The sequence below is a fragment of the Acidovorax sp. SDU_ACID1 genome, assembly GCF_045291395.1.
GTDB lineage: Bacteria > Pseudomonadota > Gammaproteobacteria > Burkholderiales > Burkholderiaceae_C > MR-S7.
Map to the genome: position 1 here is coordinate 3543051 of NZ_CP152342.1, position 20078 is coordinate 3563128.

The following is a 20078-nucleotide window of genomic DNA, read 5'->3' on the forward strand; positions in this document are numbered from 1 at the left end:
CTGCACACCAGGAAATCATCCTAGGTCCTATGCGTCGAACCCCTCCGTATCTGCCGCATGGGTGTGCGGGCATGAGGGGCGCTCGCAGCGTGAATGTGGGTGGTCTTACACGTCGGCGCAGTTGGGCTGGGATGGCAGCACAGCTAACGGTGTCTACAACAGCATGTGTACCAAGCCTGAGCCCGTCTACAGCTGCCCCGATAACTCCACCATGATCGGCTCTGGGGCCTCGGCTACCTGCGCTTGTGCGCAGGGGTTTGTCGAGCGCAACGGCCAGTGCGTCAAGCCGCAAACATGCGAGGCTGGTCAGAACAAGAGCTACACGTTTTTTAGTAGTTGGTGGACTGACGTGCCTCCGGACGGTAAGCCTATTGGCGATCCGGTTTCGCCTCCCGGCTCTTACTGTGACGGTGCTTGCGTGTGGGCGCACCAGGGGGTCCTGGATTGTTCGATTGAGACTGTTGCCGAGGAGGGTGTTCCCCATAAGTCGTTCTGCGAACACGCGTACACCAGCACGGGCGCGCAGTGCACGCAAAAGACCCCTGACCCGTCTAGCCCTCCGCCCCAGACTGGCGGCTCGGGTGGCGGTGGCCCTGGCTGTGAGGGTGCCGGTTGCGAAGGCGAAGGCGGTGGCGGCGAAGGTGGCCCCGGCGAAGGTGGTGGCGGCGAGGGTGGTGGCCCTGGCGAGGGCAGTGGCGGTGAAGGCGGCAACGGCGACGATGACGACGATGATCCCCCCGATGACGGCGGCTGCACTGCTGGTGTCTGCCCTCCCGGTGAGGGCGAGGGCGAGGGCGAAGGTGAAGGCGGCGGCGGCGAGGGCGGTGGCGGCGGTGAATGTGAAGGCGATGACTGCGGCAGTGGCGGCGGCGGCGGCGGTGGTGGCGAGTGCGAGGGCGACGACTGCGGAAACGGTGGGGGCGGCGGTGGCGGTGGCGGTACAGGTGGCGGCGGTGGTGGTGGTGGCAGCGGGGACGGCGACGGCGATGGCGAGGAAGGCCTTCTGTGCAAGCTCTTCCCCGACACCTTCGTGTGCCAGAAAACCGGCTCTGCTGGCGATGCTGAGCCGGTCAAGGATCGCGAAATCAACGCCAGCACCATCACGCCTCAGTCTGGCTTCGGCACGCCTGGGCAGAGCTGCCCTGCGCCCCTCACGGTGTCTACCAGCATCGGCACGCTGGAATGGTCCTGGGATGCGTGGTGCCAGTGGGCGGATGGTGTGCGCCCTGTCGTGATCGCCCTGGCGTGGCTCTCGGTCGGCCTGGGCATGGTCGGCTTCCTGCGGAGGTAAAACATGGATGGCTTGGCAAAGTGGCTCTCGGATATTTCCTGGCCAATCGTCTCCAGAGTCCTGGCCGCGCTCGGCGTCGGCACGGTCACATACACGGGTGTCACCGAAGGCCTGAACAACGTGCTCGGCTCGGCCAAGGCAGCAACCCAGGGCATCCTGCCCGTGGCCGCCCAGCTCGCCGCACGCGCCGGGTTCTTTGACTACATGAGCATTACGAGCGGCGGACTGGTGGCCGGGATTTCCTGGCTCGTACTCAAGCACTTCGCCCTGCAAACCGGCACGGCCTCGCAGTCATGATCACGTTGCTCACGGGTGCCCCTGGCACCGGCAAGACTGCGGCGTTGGTGGATCTGCTGCGCACGGTCGGCGCGGATCGTCCGCTCTTCGTCTTCGGCCTCAATGGCCTCAAGCTGGCGCATGTGCCCCTCGAGGACCCCACTAAATGGATGGAGGAGGTCCCGGACGGCGCGGCCATCGTCATTGATGAGGTGCAGCAGGTATGGCGCCCCCGTGGCGCGGGAAAGGTAGTCCCTGACCATATCGCGGCCCTGGAGACTCACCGCCATCGCGGCCTGGACTTCTTCCTGACCACGCAAGGCCCAAACCTGCTGGATTCAAACGTGCGCGCCCTGGTCGGTCGCCATATCCATCTGCGTGATCTGGGGTGGCTGGGCCGCTGGTGGTACGAATGGCCCGAATGCGCTGACCAGTGCCGTACCGGCTGGCGCTCGGCCCCCATCAAGAAGCGCTACAAGCTGCCCAAGCGCATCTTTGACAGCTACACCTCGGCGTCGATCCACATCAAGCCAATCCGCAGTTTCCCGACGGCGCTCGTCGTGGCTGTCGCAGCCCTCGGTTGCACCGGCTACCTTGCATGGCACATGTACGGACGCCTTGCGTCGAACATGAACCCGGCAGCAGCATCAGCGAGCCAAGGGCAACAGAAGCAAGGCGGCGGGAAAACGGCAATGGTGCCCGCATCGACGGTGCCCGCAGTCGCTGCATCACCGGAGAAGCCACCGCAGCCGGATCACCCACTTGCGGGCCGTGGTCTCCATCTGCTGGGTTGCGTCGAGATGGGGGACCGGCTGTTGTGCCAGCTTGCGGTTAGCCAGGGTGGGCAGCAGGCTTTCACGCTGACTAGCGCCGACTTGAAAGACATGGGTTACAAGGTCACGCGCAAGGGCGAGTGCATGCTCAATCTTGTCTACCGGGGTACGACGCGCTCAGTGATCTGCGACTTGCCCGAGCAGCGGGCGGGTATCACGCATGCCGGCCTTGTCGCGCCGCCTCCTGCTGCTCTGGAGCCTGGGCGTGTGCGTGTGTCTCCTGACCAGATTTTTGGCCCTCAGGCTGCGGCCCAGCAGCAGCCGAAGCAGCCGCGCTCACAGTGGGAGCAGGAGCTGGCCGCGCGCAATGCGCAAGTGCGGTCGAGCCTGGGACGCTAGGTATGCGCCGCCTCTTCTCTGGAGACAAACCGGGGCCCCGAGAGCGGAGACCTTGTGTCGTAGCGGTGGGGTCGGGGTATGGGGTGACAAACCCCATGTCGCCGCGTGGTGCGCCCCGTGCCCTGTGCTCTGTGGCGCTCGCGTTGTTTGATGCCGCGTGCGATGCGGGCAAGCCGACGCTGGCGCAGCGCGGCGGCGAGGCCGCGCGCAGCGCGGCCTAGATTTATCCCATAAACACTTTAGGACGTATGACAGAAAACCCGGTCTTCCTTCCCCATGCGGGTCAGTTGGTGGGCTTTCGTTTGGACGTCCCGCGCCCTGGCGCGTTGCTCGTCTGGCAGTGGCCCGATGGCGATTGGTGCTACCTGGATGAGCTGTGGCGGCGTCAGTACCGGCACAAGCAGGGGGGCGTTGTAGCCCTGTGGTTCGAGGGCGTGCTGCCCTGAAAAAGGTGAACCCCGCAACGGTTGCAGCCGCTCGGGGTTCGTGGTCACGAGATAGAGGGGTATCCCATGGCGATTCGTATTCTAGAGAACGCGGACGGTTCGCGCTACGCGGTCGGCAGTTATCACGATGGTGTCTTCCGGGTCAAGGCGCATGACCTGGGCGCCGGGCACATCGAGGTCAGCGGAGTCGAGCGCACATGCTGGCAGGAGCTGGGATGGACGGCAGGCCAGATTCAGGACTATCTCGATATGCTGGCTGACCCCGATCATCAGAGCGACGTAGACAAGCGTGCTCGCGCTCTTGAGGTCGCGGCGAACCGCGCCAAAACACGCGTGCGCAAGCTCTGCAAGGCCATGGGCGCGGATACGCTGATGACGCTCACGTATAAAGGCAACCAGCAGGATTTGGCGCTGTGCAAGGCGCACCTGAAAGAGTTCGTGCGGCGAGTCCGGCGCGTGATTCCAGACTTCCGCGCGGTGTGCGGTTTTGAGCAGCAAAAGCGTGGTGCGTGGCATGTGCACATGGCTACGGTGAGGCTGCCTGCAAGTCTCAAGGCCCGCAACGGCGTCTTGGTGAAGTCGTGGAATGTGCTGCGCGCCATCTGGCGATCCGTCACGAAAGCGCACGGCGGGAACGTTGATATCTCTGCGCGCAAGCGGCATAGCCAGCGCACTGCTGCGCGCATTGCGGCCTACCTCTCAAAGTACATCACCAAGGCTTTCGAAGAGGGTGACAAGTGGTCGAACCGGTGGACCAAATTCGGTGACGTGGAAGTCCCGCCCCCGTCGACCTCGGTGAGTTCCACTCGGTTGATGCGGCCCTTCGGTCGGCTGCGCTGGTCTTCATGGGTGGTCGTGTAGACACCATGCATCTGAGCCGGTGGGGAGACTGGTTTTACTTCGCGTTTGAGGGCCAGCCGCAAGGCCATAGCGGGCCCGTAGACGCGTTGTCGGGGCGGGGGGTAGGCCATGCCCTTGCCTAAGTCCTCTCTTCGCGTCGTTGCCGGTAACACAAGCGCCGTACGTGTGGCTGACCATCGGTCGCGGCATGTGCGCCTGGATGTGTCCATTCCTCCGCGCACCGGTATGACGATCGACGACTTAGCCTCTTTCTATGGCTGCACGCGCGCTGAGGTCGTGCGGTCCTTACTGCGGTTCGCGCTGACGAATCGTGATTGGAAAACTCAAGGTTTGATCTGGAGGGAGTGATGGCGTTGGTCGGTTATGCGCGTGTGTCTACGGTGGATCAAGATACGGCTTTGCAACAGGATGCGCTGCGCTCTGCTGGCGTGTTGAGGGTCTTTCGTGAGTCTGGGTCTGGCATCGGTCCTCGCCCTGAGTTGCAGCGCGCTCTGTCATGCCTCGCCGCAGGGGATACGCTGGTGGTTTGGAAGCTGGATCGCGTTGCGCGTAGCCTGTCTGACCTGCTCGGTATACGTGATCGTTTAAAGGCTTCCGGTGCGTCCATCCGTAGTCTCACTGAGCCTCTCGATACGTCTAGCCCCTTTGGTGAGTTCACGTTTCAAGTGCTAGGCGCTGTGGCGGAGCTTGAGCGGTCGATGATCCGTGAGCGCGTGATGGCTGGGCAAGCTGCTGCAAAGGCTCGCGGTAAGCGCTGGGGTCGTCGGCGTGCTCTGTCGCCTGATGATGAGGCCCAGTTGGTGGCTATGTACTTGGCGGGTGGTCGGACAATGCCCGAGTTGGCTGAGCTGTGGGGTGTCGGTCTCGGCACGGTCAAGTGCGCGGTCTATCGGGTAGTGCGTCCTGATGCTCCGTATCTCACGCGAGTGCGTGCCCGTGCATGAGAAAGCCCGCGTGGCGCGGGCTTGTCTTGGGGGCTGAAAAGTACAATTTGCGGATGTTGAAAGCCCGCCAAATTCTAGTCAGGACGATTGCCCTTAGCATGAGCGCGGCAGCCCTGGCCGGGTGCGGGCAGCGCGGCCCGCTCTATCTGCCGACGGACCCCGCGGCTGCGCAGCGCGCCACCCTGCCCGAAACCCTCAACCCCGCCATCCCGCGCCCGCCCGCGGCGCCGGCTTCCCCCCGCATCGTCTCCCACTCCATGAGTTCCTCCTCCCTGCCCGGCCAGCCCCACGTCCACTACGAGGGCAACGCCCTGCACCTCGAAGGCGTGCGCCTGCACACCCTGGCGCGCGAGCACGGCACGCCGCTGTACGTCTATTCCCAGGCCGCCATGTTGCAGGCGCTGGCCGCCTACCAGCGCGGCTTCGCCGGGCGCAAGGTGCAGATCTGCTACGCGATGAAGGCCAACTCGTCGCTGGCCGTGCTGCAGCTGTTCGCCCGCCAGGGCTGCGGCTTCGACATCGTCTCCGGCGGCGAGCTGCAGCGCGTGCTCGCAGCCGGGGGCGACCCAGCCCAGGTCATCTTCTCCGGCGTGGGCAAAACCCGCGCCGAGATGCGCCAGGCGCTGGAGACCGGCATCGGCTGCTTCAACGTGGAGAGCGAAGCCGAACTGGAGGTGCTCAGTGAAGTCGCCCAGTCCATGGGCCTGCGCGCGCCGGTCAGCATCCGCGTGAACCCGAACGTGGACGCCAAGACCCACCCCTACATCTCCACCGGCCTCAAGGGCAACAAGTTCGGCATCGCCCACGAGCGCGTGGTGGCCACCTACCAGCGCGCCGCCGCGCTGCCGGGCCTGCGCGTGATCGGCATCGACTGCCACATCGGCTCGCAGATCACCGAGGAGACGCCCTATCTCGACGCCATGGACCGCATGCTGGACTTGGTGCAGGCCGTCGAGGCGGCGGGCATTCCCATCCACCACCTGGACTTCGGCGGCGGCCTGGGCATCGACTACCAAGGCGATACGCCGCCCGCCGCCGACGCACTGTGGGCCAAGCTGCTGGCCAAGGTGGATGCGCGCGGCTACGGCGACAAGCGGCTCATGATCGAGCCGGGCCGCTCCCTGGTGGGCAACGCGGGCGTGTGCCTGACCGAGGTGCTCTACCTCAAGCCCGGCGAGCAGAAGAACTTCTGCATCGTCGATGCGGCGATGAACGACCTGCCCCGGCCGGCGATGTACCAGGCCTACCACGCCATCGTGCCGCTGCAGGCGACCGCACAGGCCACCGCGCAGGTCTACGACGTGGTCGGCCCCGTCTGCGAGAGCGGCGACTGGATCGGCCGCGACCGCGAACTGGCCGTGCGCGCCGGCGACTTGCTGGCCGTGCTCTCCGCCGGCGCCTACTGCAGCGCCATGGGCAGCACCTACAACACGCGGCCGCGCCCGGCCGAAGTGCTGGTGGACGGCGAGCGCGCCCATCTCATCCGCCGCCGCGAGAGCGTGAGCGACATCTTCCACGCCGAAAAGCTCCTGCCACCCGCCAATCCTTGATAGCCATCAAGAAACAGCCACAGAGGGGGGACTAGCATTCCGACTTTCATTGCGAAAGTCCGCTGCATGTCCCTGGAACCTCTCGAACTCTACCGAGACAAGCACCACGCCTGTCTGATGTTCTCGGACCTCATCGAAGAGGACGGCCAGGCCGTGCAGGCCAACCAGTTCCTGATCGTGGACGGGGACACCGGCGCCATCATCGACCCGGGCGGCAACCTGGCCTTCAACGAGCTGTTCATGGGAATGACCAAGCATTTCCCGCCGCACAAGCTCTCCTACCTGATCGCCTCGCACGCCGACCCGGACATCATCGCCTCGCTGGACCGCTGGATGACCAGTACCAAGGCCACGCTGGTCATCTCGCGCATCTGGGAGCGCTTCGCGCCGCACTTCACCAAGCTGGGCAAGACCGAGGGCCGCGTCATCGGCGTGCCCGACGGCGGCGGCCACCTGCCGCTGGGGCGGCACGAACTGGTGCTGCTGCCCGCGCACTTCATGCACTCGGAGGGCAATTTCCACTTCTACGACCCGGTCAGCCGCATCCTGTTCACGGGCGACCTGGGCGTGTCCATGACCTCGGGCGCCGAGGCGCGCGTGCCGGTGACCGAGCTGGCGCCGCACATCCCGCGCATGGAAGGCTTCCACCGCCGCTACATGGTCTCCAACAAAATTCTGCGCCTGTGGACGCGCATGGTGCGCCCGCTCGACGTGGCCATGCTCGTGCCGCAGCACGGCGCGCCCATCATGGGCAAGCAGGCGATCAACGATTTCTACGACTGGCTGGACTCGCTGATGTGCGGCATCGACCTGTTCGACGACCGCGCCTACCAGGTGCCCACGGCGCACATCGACCCGGTGACGCGCCAGGTGCGCCCGCCCCTGCAGGCGGTCGGCTGACTTCAAGCCAAATCCGGCTGCAGCGCTTATCCTGCAAGCGCGAGCAGCTATTCAACCCATAGCATCACGTCCGCCGCCAGCGGACCACGCGCGCCAGCAGCAGCGCCGCCAGCACGGCGGCATAGACCGCCACCTCGGCGAAGTCGTTCTTGCCCGCGCGCATCCAGAAGAAGTGCAGCACCGCCAGCACCGCCACCAGGTACACGGCGCGGTGCAGGCGCTGCCAGCGCCGCCCCCCAGCCAGCGGATGGCGCGGTTGAAGGAGGTGGCGGCGAGCAGCAGCAGCAGCGCGAAGGCCGCCATGCCCACCAGGATGAAGGGCCGCTTGGCGATGTCGCGCGCGATCTCGGCCGCATCGAACCCCATGTCGAACCACGCGTAGCACAGCAGGTGCAACGCGGCATAGAAGAACGTGAACAGCCCCAGCATGCGCCGCATGCGCGCCAGCGCCGGCACTCCCAGCGCGATGCGCACCGGCGTCACCGCCAGGGCCAGGCACAGCAGGCGCAGCGTCCAGTCGCCCGTGGCGCGGATCAGCGCCTCCGCCGGATTGGCGCCCAGGCCATCCGTCGCCGCGCCATACACCAGCCATGCCAGAGGCAGCAGGCACAGCGTGAAGAGCAGCGGCTTGGCCGCGCGGTGCTGCAGCCAGCGGCCGCGGGGCGCGGCAGCCATCAATAGAACTTCTTCAGGTCCATGCCCGCGTAGAGCTGGCCCACCTGGGCCTCGTAGCCGTTGAACAGCAGCGTCTTGCGCTTCTTGGCGAACAGGCCGTCCTCGCCGATGCGGCGCTCGGTGGCCTGGCTCCAGCGTGGATGGTCCACGTCGGGGTTCACGTTGGAATAGAAGCCGTATTCCTGCCGCGCGGCCTTGTTCCAGGCGGTTCCCGGCTCCTTCTCGACGAAGCGGATCTTCACGATGCTCTTGGCGCTCTTGAAGCCGTATTTCCACGGCACGACGATGCGCACCGGCGCGCCGTTCTGGTGGGGCAGCACCTCGCCATACATGCCGAAGGTGAGCAGCGTGAGCGGGTGCAGGGCTTCGTCCATGCGCAGGCCCTCGGTGTAGGGCCAGTCGAGCACGCGCGAGCCCACGTAGGGCATGGTGGCCTTGTCGGCCAGGGTGACGAACTCCACGTACTTGGCGCTGCCCTGCGGCTCCACGCGCTTGATGAGCTCGGCCAGCGAATAGCCCACCCACGGGATCACCATGGACCAGCCTTCCACGCAGCGCAGGCGGTAGATGCGCTCCTCCATCGGCGAGAGCTTGAGCAGCTCGTCGATGTCGAAGCGGCGCGGCTTGTTGACCAGGCCTTCCACCTCCACCGTCCACGGGCGGGTCTTGAGGGTGTGGGCGTTGCGCGCGGGGTCGGCCTTGTCGGTGCCGAACTCATAGAAGTTGTTGTAGGTGGTCGCGTCCTTGTAGGCGGTGGGCTTTTCCATGGTCACCGCGCCGGGCACGGCCGAGCGCGTGCCCGCCAGCGCCTGCGCCGCGAGCGCCTCGCGCCCCGCCCACGCGGCCAGCGCCGCCCCGGCCGCGCCGCCGGCCAGCAGGCGCAGCAGGTCGCGGCGCTGCGCGTACACGGCGCGCGACGTGATCTCGCTGGTGCGCGGGTGGTCGAATCCGGTGGGTCGAATGCGGGCGGGCATGGCGGGCCTCCAATGGCTGGACGTCTGGCGAGTCTGCCTCAGGACGCCCGGCCCTGCACGGCGCAGGGCCTCATGGGCCTTCAAAAACGATAGCTGGTTGCGCTTGCCAACAGCCGGTTTAGAGCAGTATTCACCGCAAAATCCTTGCCAATCAAGCGCAGGCAGCTCCTTTTTTTACAGCGTGCCGTAGCTGTGCAGTCCCGAGAGGAACATGTTCACGCCCAGGAAGGCGAACGTGGTCACCGCCAGCCCCACCAGCGCCCACCAGGCGGAGACGGTGCCGCGCAGCCCCTTCATGAGGCGCATGTGCAGCCAGGCCGCGTAGTTGAGCCAGACGATCAGCGCCCAGGTTTCCTTGGGGTCCCAGCTCCAGTAGCCGCCCCAGGCCTCGGCCGCCCACAGCGCGCCGAGCACGGTGGCGATGGTGAAGAACGCGAAGCCGACGGCAATGGCCTTGTACATCACGTCGTCCAGCACCTCCAGCGGTGGCAGGCGTTCGGCGATGCGCCGGCGCGCGAGCAGGATGCCGCCCACGATGAGCGCAGAGATGCCGAAATACACCATCCAGTAGCTGCCGCCGTTCTCTGTGGCGCCCTGGCGGAAGACGATGGGCTCGAAGCACAGCACCACGCCCAGCAGCCACAGCGGCGCGAGCTTGTACCAGCGCGTCTCGCCGGCCTGCTGCTTGATCAGGTAGGCGAAAGCCACCATGGCCGACAGCGCGAAGGTGCCGTAGCCGATGAAGTTGGCCGGCACGTGCAGCTTCATCCACCAGCTCTTGAGCGCGGGCACCAGCGGCTGGATCTCGTGCGCTTCGCGCACCACCGTGTACCAGAGCAGGAAGCCCACGGCCGCGCTCACCACCAGCATCACGAAGCCGCCGAGCGCGCGCGTGGCGTACTGCTCCTCGTAGTAGAGGTAGAACGCCGCCGTCATCCAGCAGAACATCACGAACACCTCGTAGAGGTTGCTCACGGGGATGTGGCCGATGTCGGGCGCGATCTGGTAGCTCTCGTACCAGCGCACCATGGTGCCGATGAGCGCCAGCGCCACCGCCACCCAGGCCACGCGCGAGCCGATGCGCATCATGGCCGTGCCCTCGCCGCGCGAGAACATGCCCACCCAATAGAACGCCGTGCTCATGAAGAACAGCATGCTCATCCACAGGATGGCCGACTGGCTGGACAGGAAGTATTTCAGCAGGAACACCGTGTCGGCCCGCGCCAGGTCGCCGCCGCCCTCGCCCTGGTAGAGCGCGATAGCCAGCAGCGAGCACGCCGCCACGGCGAACATCAGCGCGCGCAGCGGCCGCCAGAACCAGCCCAGCCAGATCGCGCAGGGGATGGTGCCGAGCAGGATGCCCTTCTCGTAGCCGTCCATCCACGCGCCGTAGCGCTGCAGCGCGAACAGCCCGCCGGCCAGCACGGCCAGGGCGAACAGCCAGTCCAGCCAGTTGCGGCGCGCGAGGAAACCTTCGTTGAGCGTGAACGTCTGCGTGGCGGTGTTCATGCGGAACCTCCGTGGGGGTGGGGGCCGAGGAGCTGGCCGCTCAGGCGCGCGAACTCGCGCCCGCCGTCCAGCGTCTTGCGGTTGGTGGAAAGGGCCATCGTGGCATGCGTGCCCACATCCTGCGGGGCGAGCCAGACCCAGATACGGCGCTCGCGCACGTAGAGCATGGCGAAGATGCCCAGGATCAGCAGCGTGCAGCCGAGGTAGACAACGTTCTTGCCCGGCGCGCGCGCCACCTGGAACACGCTGGCCTGCACCTGCTCGAAGTCGCGCAGCTCGAAGACCATGGGCGCGGGGTAGAGCTGCGCGTCGGACAGCGACAGGACGGCCTGCGTCATGAAGGCCTGCGTCTGCGCGTCGGAAGGCAGCGGCGGCAGGCCGGCCTGCTCGCGCGTCATCTGCGCCAGCTCGAACAGCGCGCCGTTGAGGATGCGCACCAGCACCTCGCCCGCGCGCTCACGCTCGGCCTCGGGCACGTTGGTTTCCATGAAGTCCGAGATCGCCTGCAGGCCGCCGTGCATGCGCCCCTGCGCGTCGCGCTCGCCCGCATACAGCGTGAGCGCGCGCAGCGCCGACTGCGCGAGCTGCGCGGCCAGCTCCGGTCGCGCGCCGTCCACGGCCACGGCCGCATAGCGGCGCACGGCCTGCTCGCGCTGCGCGGGGTCGGCAAGCGCCAGGCGCATGCGCAGGAAGCCGTCCAGCCCGCCCTCGTGGTCCACCGGCACACGCAGGTAGCGGAAGGGCTCGGCCGGCGTCTCGCGCACGCCCAGCATGTACATGGGCTGGCCGTCGCCCGTGTCCACGGGCAGCATGAAGTTGTGGAACTCGCGCGCCTGGCCGGCCGCGTCGCGCAGCTTGTAGGTCACGCTGGGGCCCACGTTGCGCAGCTCGCGCTTGGTGACCGTCTTGTTGCCCGCACCCAGGCGCGATTCGATGGACTGGCGCAAGTCCACCTTGCGCACGTCGGCGCCCGAGGTGCCGCCCGTGTCGCCGAAGTTCTCCACGTTGAGCACGCGCAGCGCCGCGTATTCGAGCGTGAGCGCCTCGCCCGTGCCCGTGTGCGTGAGCTGCGTGGCGCCGCCGATCGTGCCCTCCACCTCGAACTCCCGCGCGCCCGGCACCATGGGCCGCGCGCGCAGGCGCACGTGCGAGCCGCCGTCGTCGAAGCTGGACTGGTAGATCTCGATGCCTTTGTAGCTGGCCGGATGGTTCACCTCCACGCGCGCGGGCGTGGCCTCGCCCGTAGCCTTGTCGTGGATCACGATCTCGCTGGCGAACAGCTTGGGCATGCCGGTGGAATAGTGCTCCACGATGAATTTCTTGAGCTCCACCGCGAACGGCAGCTCCTGCAGCAGCACGCCGTCGGACTGGCTCAGGATGGCCGTGGCCGACTGCGTGCCCTCGGCCACCACCAGGTTGCCGCGGAAGGTGGGGTTGCGCTCGGACAGGCGGTGCTCGGGCTTGACCTCGGAGATCAGCCCGCCGCCCGCGTAGGGCGTCTTGCCGCCGAACCACATCTGCGCGCGCACGATCAGGTCGCCGTCGAGCAGTCCGCCCAGACAGATGAGCACGATGGCGCTGTGCGCGGCGATGTAGCCGATCTTGTTGGCCGCACCCGCCTTGGCCGCCACCATCCAGCCCGCGCCGGCGGCCGTCTCACGCTGCTGCAGGCGCACCTTCCAGCCCACGGAGGCCAGCATCTGCCCGATGCGGCGCGCGGCAGCCTCGGGCGCCTCGCCCGCCAGGTCGGCCTGCGCCTTGTGGTGGAAGGCCTGCAGGCTCTTTTCGCGGATGTTCTCCTTGTAGTTGCGGATGTCCGCCAGGTACTTGGGCGCGTGCCGCGCGATGCACAGCGAGGTGCTCACCACCAGGAACGCCAGGATCAGCAGGAACCACCACGCGCTGTAGACCGCGTTGAGCTTGAGCGCCAGGAACAGCTCGGCCCAGAACGGCCCGAACTGGTTCACGTAGTTGGCGGCGGGCTCGTGCTGCTTGAGCACGGTGCCGATCACCGAGGCGATGCAGATCACCGTGAGCAGCGCGATCGCGAAGCGCATGGACGCCAGCAGCTCGGTCAGCGACCGCGTGGCGTACGGGCGCCGGGCGCCGCTGCTGGAAGGAAGATCAGACATGGAAGACGGCAGAGCCCGAAAGAGAAAAGGGCGGGCCATCCGTTCAGATGCGCCCGCCCGTCTTGGGTGTGATTATCGGCGGTAGGTTCCGGAGGCGCACCTGCGCACCCCGGGGAATTTGACGTGAATCAACGCAGGCCGGCGATGTAGTCGGCCACGGCCCGGACCTCGCGGTCGTTGAGCTTGGCCGCCACGTCGCGCATCTGCGCGTTGTTGCCGCGCTTGCCGTCGCGGAAGTCCACCAGCTGCTTGACCGTGTAATCGGCATGCTGGCCGGACAGGCGCGGGTACTGCGCCGGGATGCCGGCGCCGTTGGGGCTGTGGCAGCCCGCGCAGGCGGCGATGTTGCGGTCCTGGATACCGCCGCGGTAGATGCGCTCGCCCAGGGCGACGAGGTCCTTGTCCTTGGAGAAGCCGTCCTTGGCCTTCTGGGAGGCCAGCCACCAGGACACGTTGCGCATGTCGTCTTCCGACAGGATCGCGGCCATGCCCTGCATCACAGGGTCGGCGCGCTTGCCGGACTTGAACTCCTGCAGCTGCTTGACCAGGTATTCGGGGTGCTGCTGCGCCAGCTTGGGGTTGGCGGCGATGGTGGAGTTGCCGTCGGCCGCATGGCAGGCCACGCACACGGCGGCGTAGCTGGCCTCGCCCTTGGCGAGGTCGGGCTTGGCGGCCTTCGGCGTTTCGCCCGCTGCAAGGGCCGGAAAAGCGGGAGCTGCCAGCGCGGCAGACATCAGCAAGGAGGCGAGCAACTTCATATCGGGGGTTCTTGTGTAACGAGCGGCAAAACCCCGCGATTCTACAATGCACCCTGTTTCGCTCCATCCCCTGAAAACCCGATCTATGTCAACCACACCGCACGCACCGGCGCCCGGCCTGCCCGAATTGCCCGATGCCAAGGCCGCACTGGGATGGATGCACACCGCGCGCTTTCTGACCACCGCCGCCCAGTTGCACCACCTGCCCGAGATTACCGTGCCGGAGATCGCCTTCGTCGGCCGCTCCAACGCGGGCAAGTCCACCTGCATCAACACGCTCACGCAGCAGCGCCAGCTCGCGTTCGCGTCGAAGAAGCCCGGCCGCACCCAGCACATCAACCTGTTCGCGCTGGGCCGCCAGGGCGTGATGGACGCGGTGCTGGCCGACCTGCCCGGCTACGGCTACGCCGCCGTGTCGCGCGACGACAAGCAGCGCTGGCAGCGCGTGATGCTCAACTACCTCATCAGCCGCGAGAGCCTCACGGCCATCGTGCTGCTGTGCGACCCGCGCCTGGGGCTGACCGAGCTGGACGAGGCGCTGCTCGACGCCGTGCGCCCGCGCGTGGAGGCGGGCCTGAAATTCCTCGTGCTGCTCACCAAGGCCGACAAGCTCACGCGCGCCGAGCAGGCCAAGGCGCTGTCGATCACGCGGCTGCAGGCCGGCGGCGGCGAGGTGCGGATGTTCTCCGCGCTCAAGAGACAGGGCGTGGACGAGGTGGCGCAGCTGCTGTGGCAGTGGTCCCACCCTGCGATGGAACCCGCCGCCGCGCCGGATGCCGAACCCGGTTCAGAACCCGTATAGCCGCGCGGGGTTGTCCGCCAGCACGCGGCGGCGCAGGTCCACGCCGGGCAGCCAGCGCGCGATCTGCTCGCGCAGCGCATCCGCCGGCACCACACGGTAGGCACTGACCTCGTGCGCCGCGCGGCCCGGGTCGCGCGCCGTGTGCGGCCAGTCGCTGGCCCACAGCAGCGCGCCGGGCGCCGCCTCGGCCCAGTGGCACGCCCAAGCATCGGCCAGGGCCGACGATGCCAGGCGGTACGGCGCCGAGAGCTTCACGTGCACGCGCCCCGTGCGCAGCAGATCCGTCAGCACATCCGCGCCGTGCGGCGCATCCACCAGCGCGAAGTGGTCGAGCACCACGGGCGACGGCAGCCGCGCCAGGCCATCGGCCAGCGCCCGCACCACGGGCTGCGCGGCATAGAGCTGCACGTGCCAGCCGAGATCGGCCACGCGCGCGCTCCAGGCCTGCAGCAGGGCGCGCGCTCCCACGATGTCGCGCAGGCCCGCGCTTTCCAGGTTGACCCGCACGCCACGCACGCCGCGCGCATGCAGCTCGCGCAGCGCAGCGGCGTCCACGCCCTTCTCCAGCACCGCGATGCCGCGCCCGGCTCCGTCCAGCGCCGCCAGCGCATCGAGCAGGCAGCGGTTGTCGGTGCCATAGACGCTGGGCTGCACCAGCACCACGCGCTCCAGCCCCAGGCCCGCGAGGTGCGCGCGCAGCGGGGCTAGCGGCGCGGGCCCGGGCGTGTAGGGGCGCGCGTCCACCATGGGGTAGTCGGCGCGCGGGCCGAAGACGTGCGTGTGGCAATCGCACGCCCCGGCGGCCATCACGCCCCCTGCAGGCGCTGCGCGAAGGCGCGCCCGGTGGCGGCCGTGCCCAGGCGCCCGCCCGCGTCGCGCGTGGCCTCGCCCGCCTCCACGGCGGCGGCGGCGGTGCGCTCGATGGCCTCGGCCGCCGCCAGGAAAGCCGGCAGACCGTGGCGCTGGCCGTGCCAGCCCAGCAGTTGCCCGGCCGAGAGGATCAGCGAGAACGGATTGGCGATGTCCTGCCCGGCGATGTCGGGCGCCGAGCCGTGCGCGGCCTGGCCCATGGCGTGGTCGCGCCCGGCGTTGACCGAGCCGCCCAGGCCCAGGCTGCCCGAGAGCTCGGCCGTCAGGTCCGAGAGGATGTCGCCGAACATGTTGGTGGTCACTATCACGTCGAAGCGCTGCGGCGCGCGCACCACGTGGGCCATCATGGCGTCGACGATGAACTCGTCCACCTGCACCTCGGGGAAGTCGCGCGCCACGCGCTGGCATTCCTCGATGAACATGCCGTCGCCCAGCTTGAGCACGTTGGCCTTGTGCACGATGCTCACGTGCCGCCGCCGCGTCATCGCCAGCTCGAAGGCCGAGCGCGCGATGCGCTCGCAGCAGCCGCGCGTGATGCGGCGCAGCGACACCGCCACGTCGGGCGTGATGAGCATCTCGCTGCCGCCCGAGGCGATGTTGCGGTCGGCATAGAAGCCCTCGGTGTTCTCGCGCACCACCACGAGGTCGAACGCATCCACCTTGTGCGGCACGCCGCTCCACGTGCGCGCGGGGCGGATGTTGGCGTACAGATCCAGCTCCTTGCGGAAGAACCGGGACGGATTGATCTCGTCCGTGTAGTCGTAGGTGGACATTGGGCCGAGCATCAGCCCGTCGGCCGCCTTCACCTTGGCGAGCAGCGCGGGCGTGACGGTGGCGCCGTGGCGGCGCAGGCTCTCGTGCCCGGCCACGTCGTGGTCGAGCTGCAGATCCAGGCCGAAGCGCTGGGATGCGGCCTGCAGCACTTCTACCGTGGCGGCCATGGTTTCGGGGCCGATGCCATCACCGGGGAGTACGACGATTTTCATGGGAGGTTTCCGTTCGTTGAAAGATTCAGCCTTCGAGCGTGGCGCCGGCGGCCTTGACGAGGCGCGCGTATTTGTCGGCCTCGGCGCGCACGAAGGCGTCGAAGCTCTTGGGCGTGCCCAGCTCCACCGCGCTGCCCTCGGTTTCGAGGCGCTCGCGCAGCGGGCCCTGGCCGATGATGCGGCCGATTTCGCCGGCCAGCCGCTCCACCACTGCGTCGGGCGTGCCGCGCGGGGCGAAGTAGCCGCCCCAGAGGCTGAAGGCGAAGCCCGGCAGCGTGTCCGACACCGCCGGCACGCCGGGCAGCGCGGCAATGCGCGCGGGCTTGGAGACGGCTAGCGCCCGCACCTTGCCGCCCTTGACGTGCCCGACGATGGACGAGGCGCTGGCGAAGAAGAACTGCACCTGCGCGCCTATCAGGTCGGTGATGGCCTGGCCCGCGCCCTTGTAGGGGATGTGCGTCATCTGCGTGCCGGTGCGCGCGGCCAGTTCGGCGGCGGCCAGGTGGCCCGGCGTGGCCGTGCCCGACGAGGCGTAGGCCACGCTGCCCGGCCGCTCGCGCGCGGCCTGCACCAGATCGGCCAGGCTCTTGAAGGGCGAGGCGGCGGGCACCGCCAGCACCAGCGGCGCGTCGCCCACCAGGGCCACGGCGCGCAGGTCTTTCAGCGCGTCGTAGCCGGGGTTCTTCATGGCGGCGCCGTTGATGGCGATCTCGCCCGTCTGCCCCATGAGCAGCGTGTAGCCGTCGGTCGGCGCACGCGCGGCCAGGCGGGTGCCCAGCGCGCCGCTGGCGCCGGGGCGGTTGTCCACCACCACGGGCTGGCCGAGCGCACGTGCCAGCGGCTCGCCGACGAGGCGCGCGAACACGTCGCCCTGCCCGCCCGGCGCGTAGGGCACGATGACGGTGATGGGCTTGTTCGGGTAGCTGTCCTGGGCGCGGGCCCAGCCAGCCAGGGCCAGCGCGGTGGAAGCGCCCACGAAGTTGCGGCGGGAAAGGGTGTGTTGCATGGCGTTGCTCTCCTTCAGCGCAGTTGCATGCCAGGGGCGGCGGCCACGTTGCGCCACAGCGCCAGTTCCTTGCGCAACTCCTCGCCGAACGCGGCGGGGGCCAGGCGCACCGGGTCGGCACCCTCGTGCTGCAGCCGGCCCTTGACCGGCTCGGCGGCGGCGGATTCGTTCACGGCGCGGTTCAGCGCCTCGACGATGGGCGCGGGCGTCCTGGCGGGCGCCAGCACGCCCCACCACGTGGTCACGTCGTAGCCCGGCACGCCGGCCTCGGCCAGCGTGGGCAGGTCGGGGAACAGGCGCGAGCGCTTGGCGCTGGTCACGGCCAGCAGGCCGAGCTGGTTGTCCTTCAGGTGGCTCTGGATCGTCGGCACGGTGGCGAAGAACAGATCCACGCGCCCGGCCAGCAGCTCCACCGTGGCCGGGGCGCTGCCCTTGAAAGGCACGTGCGTCATCGACGCGCCCAGGCCCGTCTTCTGGCGGAACATCTCGCCCGCCAGGTGGTTGATGCTGCCGTTGCCGGCGGAGCAGAAGTTCAGCCCCTCGGGCCGGGCCTTGGCCGCCGCCACGAGCTGGGCCACGCTGCCCGCGCCGAGCTGCTTGCTGGTGACGACCAGCAGCGGGCCTCGCCCGATCATGGCCACCGGGGCGAAGTCCTTCACCGGGTCGTAGGGCAGCTTGGGCTCCACGGCCGCGTTGGTGGCGAAGGTGGACGTGGCAAACAGCAGCGTGTAGCCGTCCGGCGCGGCCTTGGCCACGGCCTGCGCGCCGATGGCGCCGCCCGCGCCGCCGCGGTTGTCCACCACCACAGGCTGGCCCAGCCGCTCGGCCATGTTCTTGGCGATGTCGCGCGCGATGCTGTCGGTGCCGCCGCCCGCCGCGAAGGGCACGATCAGCGTGATGGCGCGCGCGGGCCAGGGGCCTGTGCGGCGGCGGCCAGCGGGACGAGGGCCAGGCACGCCAGGGCGGCCTTCCAGCGGATGGGGAACATCGGTGTCTCTCCTTGCGTTATCGAATGCCCGCGCATCCTCGCGGCAACGCGCTTCGCTGTAAATTGCAAAGATTCGTTGGATTGATAGGCTTTGCGCATGAATTTCGACCTCTCCGACCTGCGCGCCTTCGTCGCCGTGGCCGACCTGGCCAGCTTTCGCGCCGCCGCCGAGGCGCTGCACCTGTCGCAGCCCGCGCTCTCGCGCCGCGTGGACAAGCTGGAGCAGGCGCTGGGCTTTCGCCTGCTGGAGCGCAGCACGCGCAAGGTGGAGCTGAACGCCATGGGCCGCGCCTTCCTGCCGCGCGCGCGGCACGTGCTGGCCGAGCTGGAGGGCGCACTGCTGGGCATGGCGGATCTGGCCGAGCGCATCCACGGCCTCGTCACCGTGGCCTGCATCCCCTCGGCCGTGGACAACTTCGTGGCCCGAGCCGCACGCGGCTTCCAGCAGCGCTTTCCGCGCATCCGCCTGCGCGTGCTGGACCAGCCAGCCCCGGAAATTCTGATGTCCGTCGCTCGCTCGGAGGCCGATTTCGGCATCAGCTACCTGGGCACGCAGGAGCCCGACCTGGACTTCGACCTGCTGGTGGACGAGCCCTTCGTGCTCGCCTGCCGCCGCGACCACCCGCTGGCGCAGCGCGCGGAGGTCGCCTGGGCCGAGTTGGCCGCGCACGACTGCATCGCGCTGGCGCCGGGCAGCGGCAACCGCCTGCTGATCGAACAGGGCCTGGCCGGCAGCGGCGCCCGCCCGCGCTGGCACTGCGAAGCGCAGCACGTGCCCGCCGTGCTGAGCCTGGTCGAGGCGGGCGTGGGTGTGGGCGCGGTGCCGCAATTGGCGCTGGCCGCAGGCACCTCCCTCGCCGGCGTGCCGCTGGTGGCCCCGCGCATCGCGCGCAGCGTGGGCGTGGTGCGCCGGCGCGGCCGGCCGCTGTCGCCTGCGGCACAGGCATTTCTCGACAATTTGAATGAAATAAGCCTCCAGCGCTTACCTGTCAAGCGCAAGCAGCTACGAAAGAAATAGCACATGACGCACGCCCCCGTACAAGAAACCGCCCACGCCCTGCCGCACGGCATCACCCTGCACTGCCGCGTGGCGGGCGCGCCGGGGCGGCCGCTGCTGCTGTTCCTGCACGGATTTCCCGAGGGCGCTTTCGTCTGGGACGCGCTACTGGCCCACTTCGCCGATCCGGCCCATGGCGGCTACCGCTGCGTGGCGCCGTTCCTGCGCGGCTACGCACCATCGAGCGCACCCGCTGCAGAAGCCGACTACCGCCCCCGGCTGCTGGTGCAGGACCTGGCCGCGCTGATCGCCGCCGAGGGCGGGCGCGCTTCGGCCGTGGTGGCGCACGACTGGGGCGGCGCGCTGGCGTGGAGCCTCGCCAACCAGCACCCGGCGCTGCTGGAGCGGCTGATGGTGCTCAACGCGCCGCACACAGGCACGTTCCTGCGCGAGCTGCAAACCAGCGCCGCCCAGCAGCGCGCCAGCGCCTACATGCACTTCCTGCGCCGCCCCGATGCCGAGGCGATGCTGGCCGAGGACGGCTTTCGCCGCCTGTTCAACTTCTTCCGCCACGCCGACGGCAGTGCGCCCGGCTGGCTCACGCCCGAGCTGCGCGCGCGATACCAGGCGCTCTGGAGCGCGGGCCTGGCCGGCCCTTGCCACTACTACCGCGCCAGCCCGCTCAGGCCGCCCGCCCCGGGCGACGAGGGCATCCACGCCCTGCAGCTGCCGCCGGAGATGCTGACCGTGCAGGCGCCCACCCGCGTGCTCTGGGGCATGGACGACCCGGCCCTGCTGCCCGGCCTGCTGGACGGCCTGGAGCCATGGGTGCCGCGCCTGGAGGTGCGCCGCGTGGAAGGCGCCACGCACTGGATCGTGCACGAGCAGCCCGCGCTGGTGCAGCGCGAGCTGGCCGCCTTCCTCGCGGAATGATTCATTTT

18 protein-coding genes and 1 pseudogene are annotated in these 20078 nt (G+C 68.6%); 10 read left to right on the forward strand and 9 right to left on the reverse strand.

What is annotated here, in order from left to right; translation table 11 throughout:
• The first annotated feature begins 211 nt into the window (after positions 1 to 211).
• The 7 genes from AAG689_RS17455 to AAG689_RS17485 all read left to right on the forward strand — a co-directional run bounded on the left by AAG689_RS17455 (position 212) and on the right by AAG689_RS17485 (position 7440).
• The gene (locus AAG689_RS17455; protein WP_406623057.1) at positions 212 to 1291 is read left to right on the forward strand and encodes a virulence factor TspB C-terminal domain-related protein; all 1080 of its coding nucleotides are present in this window, start codon (positions 212 to 214) and stop codon (positions 1289 to 1291) included.
• A 3-nt stretch (positions 1292 to 1294) separates the two neighbouring features.
• Positions 1295 to 1588 carry a DUF2523 domain-containing protein gene (locus AAG689_RS17460; protein ID WP_406623058.1) on the forward strand — a complete coding sequence of 98 codons (294 nt, stop codon included), beginning with the start codon at positions 1295 to 1297 and terminating at the stop codon, positions 1586 to 1588.
• The gene (locus AAG689_RS17465) at positions 1585 to 2739 is read left to right on the forward strand and encodes a zonular occludens toxin family protein (RefSeq protein ID WP_406623059.1); all 1155 of its coding nucleotides are present in this window, start codon (positions 1585 to 1587) and stop codon (positions 2737 to 2739) included. Before AAG689_RS17460 ends, AAG689_RS17465 begins: the two co-directional genes overlap by 4 nt.
• Before the next feature lie 512 nt (positions 2740 to 3251).
• Complete coding sequence (locus AAG689_RS17470) at positions 3252 to 4046, forward strand: hypothetical protein (RefSeq protein WP_406623060.1); 795 nt, start codon at positions 3252 to 3254, stop codon at positions 4044 to 4046.
• Positions 4047 to 4393: 347 nt separating this feature from the next.
• Positions 4394 to 4990 (forward strand): recombinase family protein, encoded by a 597-nt coding sequence (locus AAG689_RS17475; protein ID WP_406623061.1) that lies wholly within the window; start codon positions 4394 to 4396, stop codon positions 4988 to 4990.
• A gap of 53 nt (positions 4991 to 5043) precedes the next feature.
• Positions 5044 to 6540: a diaminopimelate decarboxylase gene (lysA, locus tag AAG689_RS17480; RefSeq protein ID WP_406623062.1), complete on the forward strand. Its 1497-nt coding sequence runs from the start codon at positions 5044 to 5046 to the stop codon at positions 6538 to 6540.
• Between the two features lie 66 nt (positions 6541 to 6606).
• The gene (locus tag AAG689_RS17485) at positions 6607 to 7440 is read left to right on the forward strand and encodes an MBL fold metallo-hydrolase (RefSeq protein ID WP_406623063.1); all 834 of its coding nucleotides are present in this window, start codon (positions 6607 to 6609) and stop codon (positions 7438 to 7440) included.
• Positions 7441 to 7504: 64 nt separating this feature from the next.
• Here the strand turns inward: AAG689_RS17485 and AAG689_RS17490 are convergent.
• The 5 genes and pseudogenes from AAG689_RS17490 to AAG689_RS17510 form a co-directional block, all read right to left on the reverse strand.
• Positions 7505 to 8115, reverse strand: a pseudogene (locus AAG689_RS17490) (sulfite oxidase heme-binding subunit YedZ).
• Positions 8115 to 9089 carry a protein-methionine-sulfoxide reductase catalytic subunit MsrP gene (gene msrP / locus AAG689_RS17495; RefSeq protein ID WP_406623064.1) on the reverse strand — a complete coding sequence of 325 codons (975 nt, stop codon included), beginning with the start codon at positions 9087 to 9089 and terminating at the stop codon, positions 8115 to 8117. The pseudogene AAG689_RS17490 and the gene msrP overlap by 1 nt, the downstream one beginning before the upstream one ends.
• A gap of 174 nt (positions 9090 to 9263) precedes the next feature.
• The gene (gene ccsB / locus AAG689_RS17500) at positions 9264 to 10598 is read right to left on the reverse strand and encodes a c-type cytochrome biogenesis protein CcsB (RefSeq protein WP_406623065.1); all 1335 of its coding nucleotides are present in this window, start codon (positions 10596 to 10598) and stop codon (positions 9264 to 9266) included.
• Positions 10595 to 12730 (reverse strand): cytochrome c biogenesis protein ResB, encoded by a 2136-nt coding sequence (locus AAG689_RS17505; RefSeq protein WP_406623066.1) that lies wholly within the window; start codon positions 12728 to 12730, stop codon positions 10595 to 10597. Before AAG689_RS17505 ends, ccsB begins: the two co-directional genes overlap by 4 nt.
• Positions 12731 to 12858: 128 nt before the next feature.
• Entirely contained in the window at positions 12859 to 13488 is a 630-nt protein-coding gene (locus AAG689_RS17510) for a c-type cytochrome (RefSeq protein ID WP_406623067.1), read from the reverse strand.
• A gap of 85 nt (positions 13489 to 13573) precedes the next feature.
• On the opposite strand from AAG689_RS17510, the gene yihA reads away from it, so the two are divergent.
• Positions 13574 to 14290 (forward strand): ribosome biogenesis GTP-binding protein YihA/YsxC, encoded by a 717-nt coding sequence (gene yihA, locus AAG689_RS17515; protein WP_406623068.1) that lies wholly within the window; start codon positions 13574 to 13576, stop codon positions 14288 to 14290.
• Here yihA and AAG689_RS17520 read toward each other — a convergent pair.
• Genes AAG689_RS17520 through AAG689_RS17535 form a run of 4 tightly spaced genes read right to left on the reverse strand, consistent with a single transcriptional unit; the run spans position 14276 to position 18108 of the window.
• Positions 14276 to 15097 carry an amidohydrolase family protein gene (locus AAG689_RS17520; protein WP_406623069.1) on the reverse strand — a complete coding sequence of 274 codons (822 nt, stop codon included), beginning with the start codon at positions 15095 to 15097 and terminating at the stop codon, positions 14276 to 14278. The two genes, yihA and AAG689_RS17520, sit on opposite strands and share 15 nt — an antisense overlap.
• Complete coding sequence (locus AAG689_RS17525) at positions 15097 to 16146, reverse strand: isocitrate/isopropylmalate dehydrogenase family protein (protein WP_406623070.1); 1050 nt, start codon at positions 16144 to 16146, stop codon at positions 15097 to 15099. Before AAG689_RS17525 ends, AAG689_RS17520 begins: the two co-directional genes overlap by 1 nt.
• A 25-nt stretch (positions 16147 to 16171) precedes the next feature.
• Positions 16172 to 17152 carry a Bug family tripartite tricarboxylate transporter substrate binding protein gene (locus AAG689_RS17530; RefSeq protein ID WP_406623071.1) on the reverse strand — a complete coding sequence of 327 codons (981 nt, stop codon included), beginning with the start codon at positions 17150 to 17152 and terminating at the stop codon, positions 16172 to 16174.
• 14 nt (positions 17153 to 17166) lie between these two features.
• The gene (locus AAG689_RS17535) at positions 17167 to 18108 is read right to left on the reverse strand and encodes a tripartite tricarboxylate transporter substrate binding protein (RefSeq protein ID WP_406623072.1); all 942 of its coding nucleotides are present in this window, start codon (positions 18106 to 18108) and stop codon (positions 17167 to 17169) included.
• Between the two features lie 129 nt (positions 18109 to 18237).
• On the opposite strand from AAG689_RS17535, the gene AAG689_RS17540 reads away from it, so the two are divergent.
• Both AAG689_RS17540 and AAG689_RS17545 read left to right on the forward strand, forming a co-directional pair.
• The gene (locus AAG689_RS17540) at positions 18238 to 19158 is read left to right on the forward strand and encodes a LysR family transcriptional regulator (RefSeq protein WP_406623073.1); all 921 of its coding nucleotides are present in this window, start codon (positions 18238 to 18240) and stop codon (positions 19156 to 19158) included.
• Positions 19159 to 19161: 3 nt separating this feature from the next.
• Positions 19162 to 20070 (forward strand): alpha/beta fold hydrolase, encoded by a 909-nt coding sequence (locus tag AAG689_RS17545; protein WP_406623074.1) that lies wholly within the window; start codon positions 19162 to 19164, stop codon positions 20068 to 20070.
• The last annotated feature ends 8 nt before the right edge of the window (positions 20071 to 20078 follow it).

Bases quoted from the DNA above. Each gene is read 5' to 3' on its own strand.
- AAG689_RS17465 (WP_406623059.1), top strand. From the start codon at position 1,585: ATGATCACGTTGCTCACGGGTGCCCCTGGCACCGGCAAGACTGCGGCG.
- AAG689_RS17485 (WP_406623063.1), top strand. From the start codon at position 6,607: ATGTCCCTGGAACCTCTCGAACTCTACCGAGACAAGCACCACGCCTGT.
- yihA (WP_406623068.1), top strand. From the start codon at position 13,574: ATGTCAACCACACCGCACGCACCGGCGCCCGGCCTGCCCGAATTGCCC.
- AAG689_RS17505 (WP_406623066.1), bottom strand. From the start codon at position 12,730: ATGTCTGATCTTCCTTCCAGCAGCGGCGCCCGGCGCCCGTACGCCACG.
- AAG689_RS17530 (WP_406623071.1), bottom strand. From the start codon at position 17,152: ATGCAACACACCCTTTCCCGCCGCAACTTCGTGGGCGCTTCCACCGCG.
- AAG689_RS17475 (WP_406623061.1), top strand. From the start codon at position 4,394: ATGGCGTTGGTCGGTTATGCGCGTGTGTCTACGGTGGATCAAGATACG.
- lysA (WP_406623062.1), top strand. From the start codon at position 5,044: ATGTTGAAAGCCCGCCAAATTCTAGTCAGGACGATTGCCCTTAGCATG.
- AAG689_RS17470 (WP_406623060.1), top strand. From the start codon at position 3,252: ATGGCGATTCGTATTCTAGAGAACGCGGACGGTTCGCGCTACGCGGTC.
- ccsB (WP_406623065.1), bottom strand. From the start codon at position 10,598: ATGAACACCGCCACGCAGACGTTCACGCTCAACGAAGGTTTCCTCGCG.
- AAG689_RS17540 (WP_406623073.1), top strand. From the start codon at position 18,238: ATGAATTTCGACCTCTCCGACCTGCGCGCCTTCGTCGCCGTGGCCGAC.
- AAG689_RS17455 (WP_406623057.1), top strand. From the start codon at position 212: ATGATCGGCTCTGGGGCCTCGGCTACCTGCGCTTGTGCGCAGGGGTTT.
- AAG689_RS17525 (WP_406623070.1), bottom strand. From the start codon at position 16,146: ATGAAAATCGTCGTACTCCCCGGTGATGGCATCGGCCCCGAAACCATG.
- msrP (WP_406623064.1), bottom strand. From the start codon at position 9,089: ATGCCCGCCCGCATTCGACCCACCGGATTCGACCACCCGCGCACCAGC.
- AAG689_RS17510 (WP_406623067.1), bottom strand. From the start codon at position 13,488: ATGAAGTTGCTCGCCTCCTTGCTGATGTCTGCCGCGCTGGCAGCTCCC.
- AAG689_RS17520 (WP_406623069.1), bottom strand. From the start codon at position 15,097: ATGGCCGCCGGGGCGTGCGATTGCCACACGCACGTCTTCGGCCCGCGC.
- AAG689_RS17460 (WP_406623058.1), top strand. From the start codon at position 1,295: ATGGATGGCTTGGCAAAGTGGCTCTCGGATATTTCCTGGCCAATCGTC.
- AAG689_RS17545 (WP_406623074.1), top strand. From the start codon at position 19,162: ATGACGCACGCCCCCGTACAAGAAACCGCCCACGCCCTGCCGCACGGC.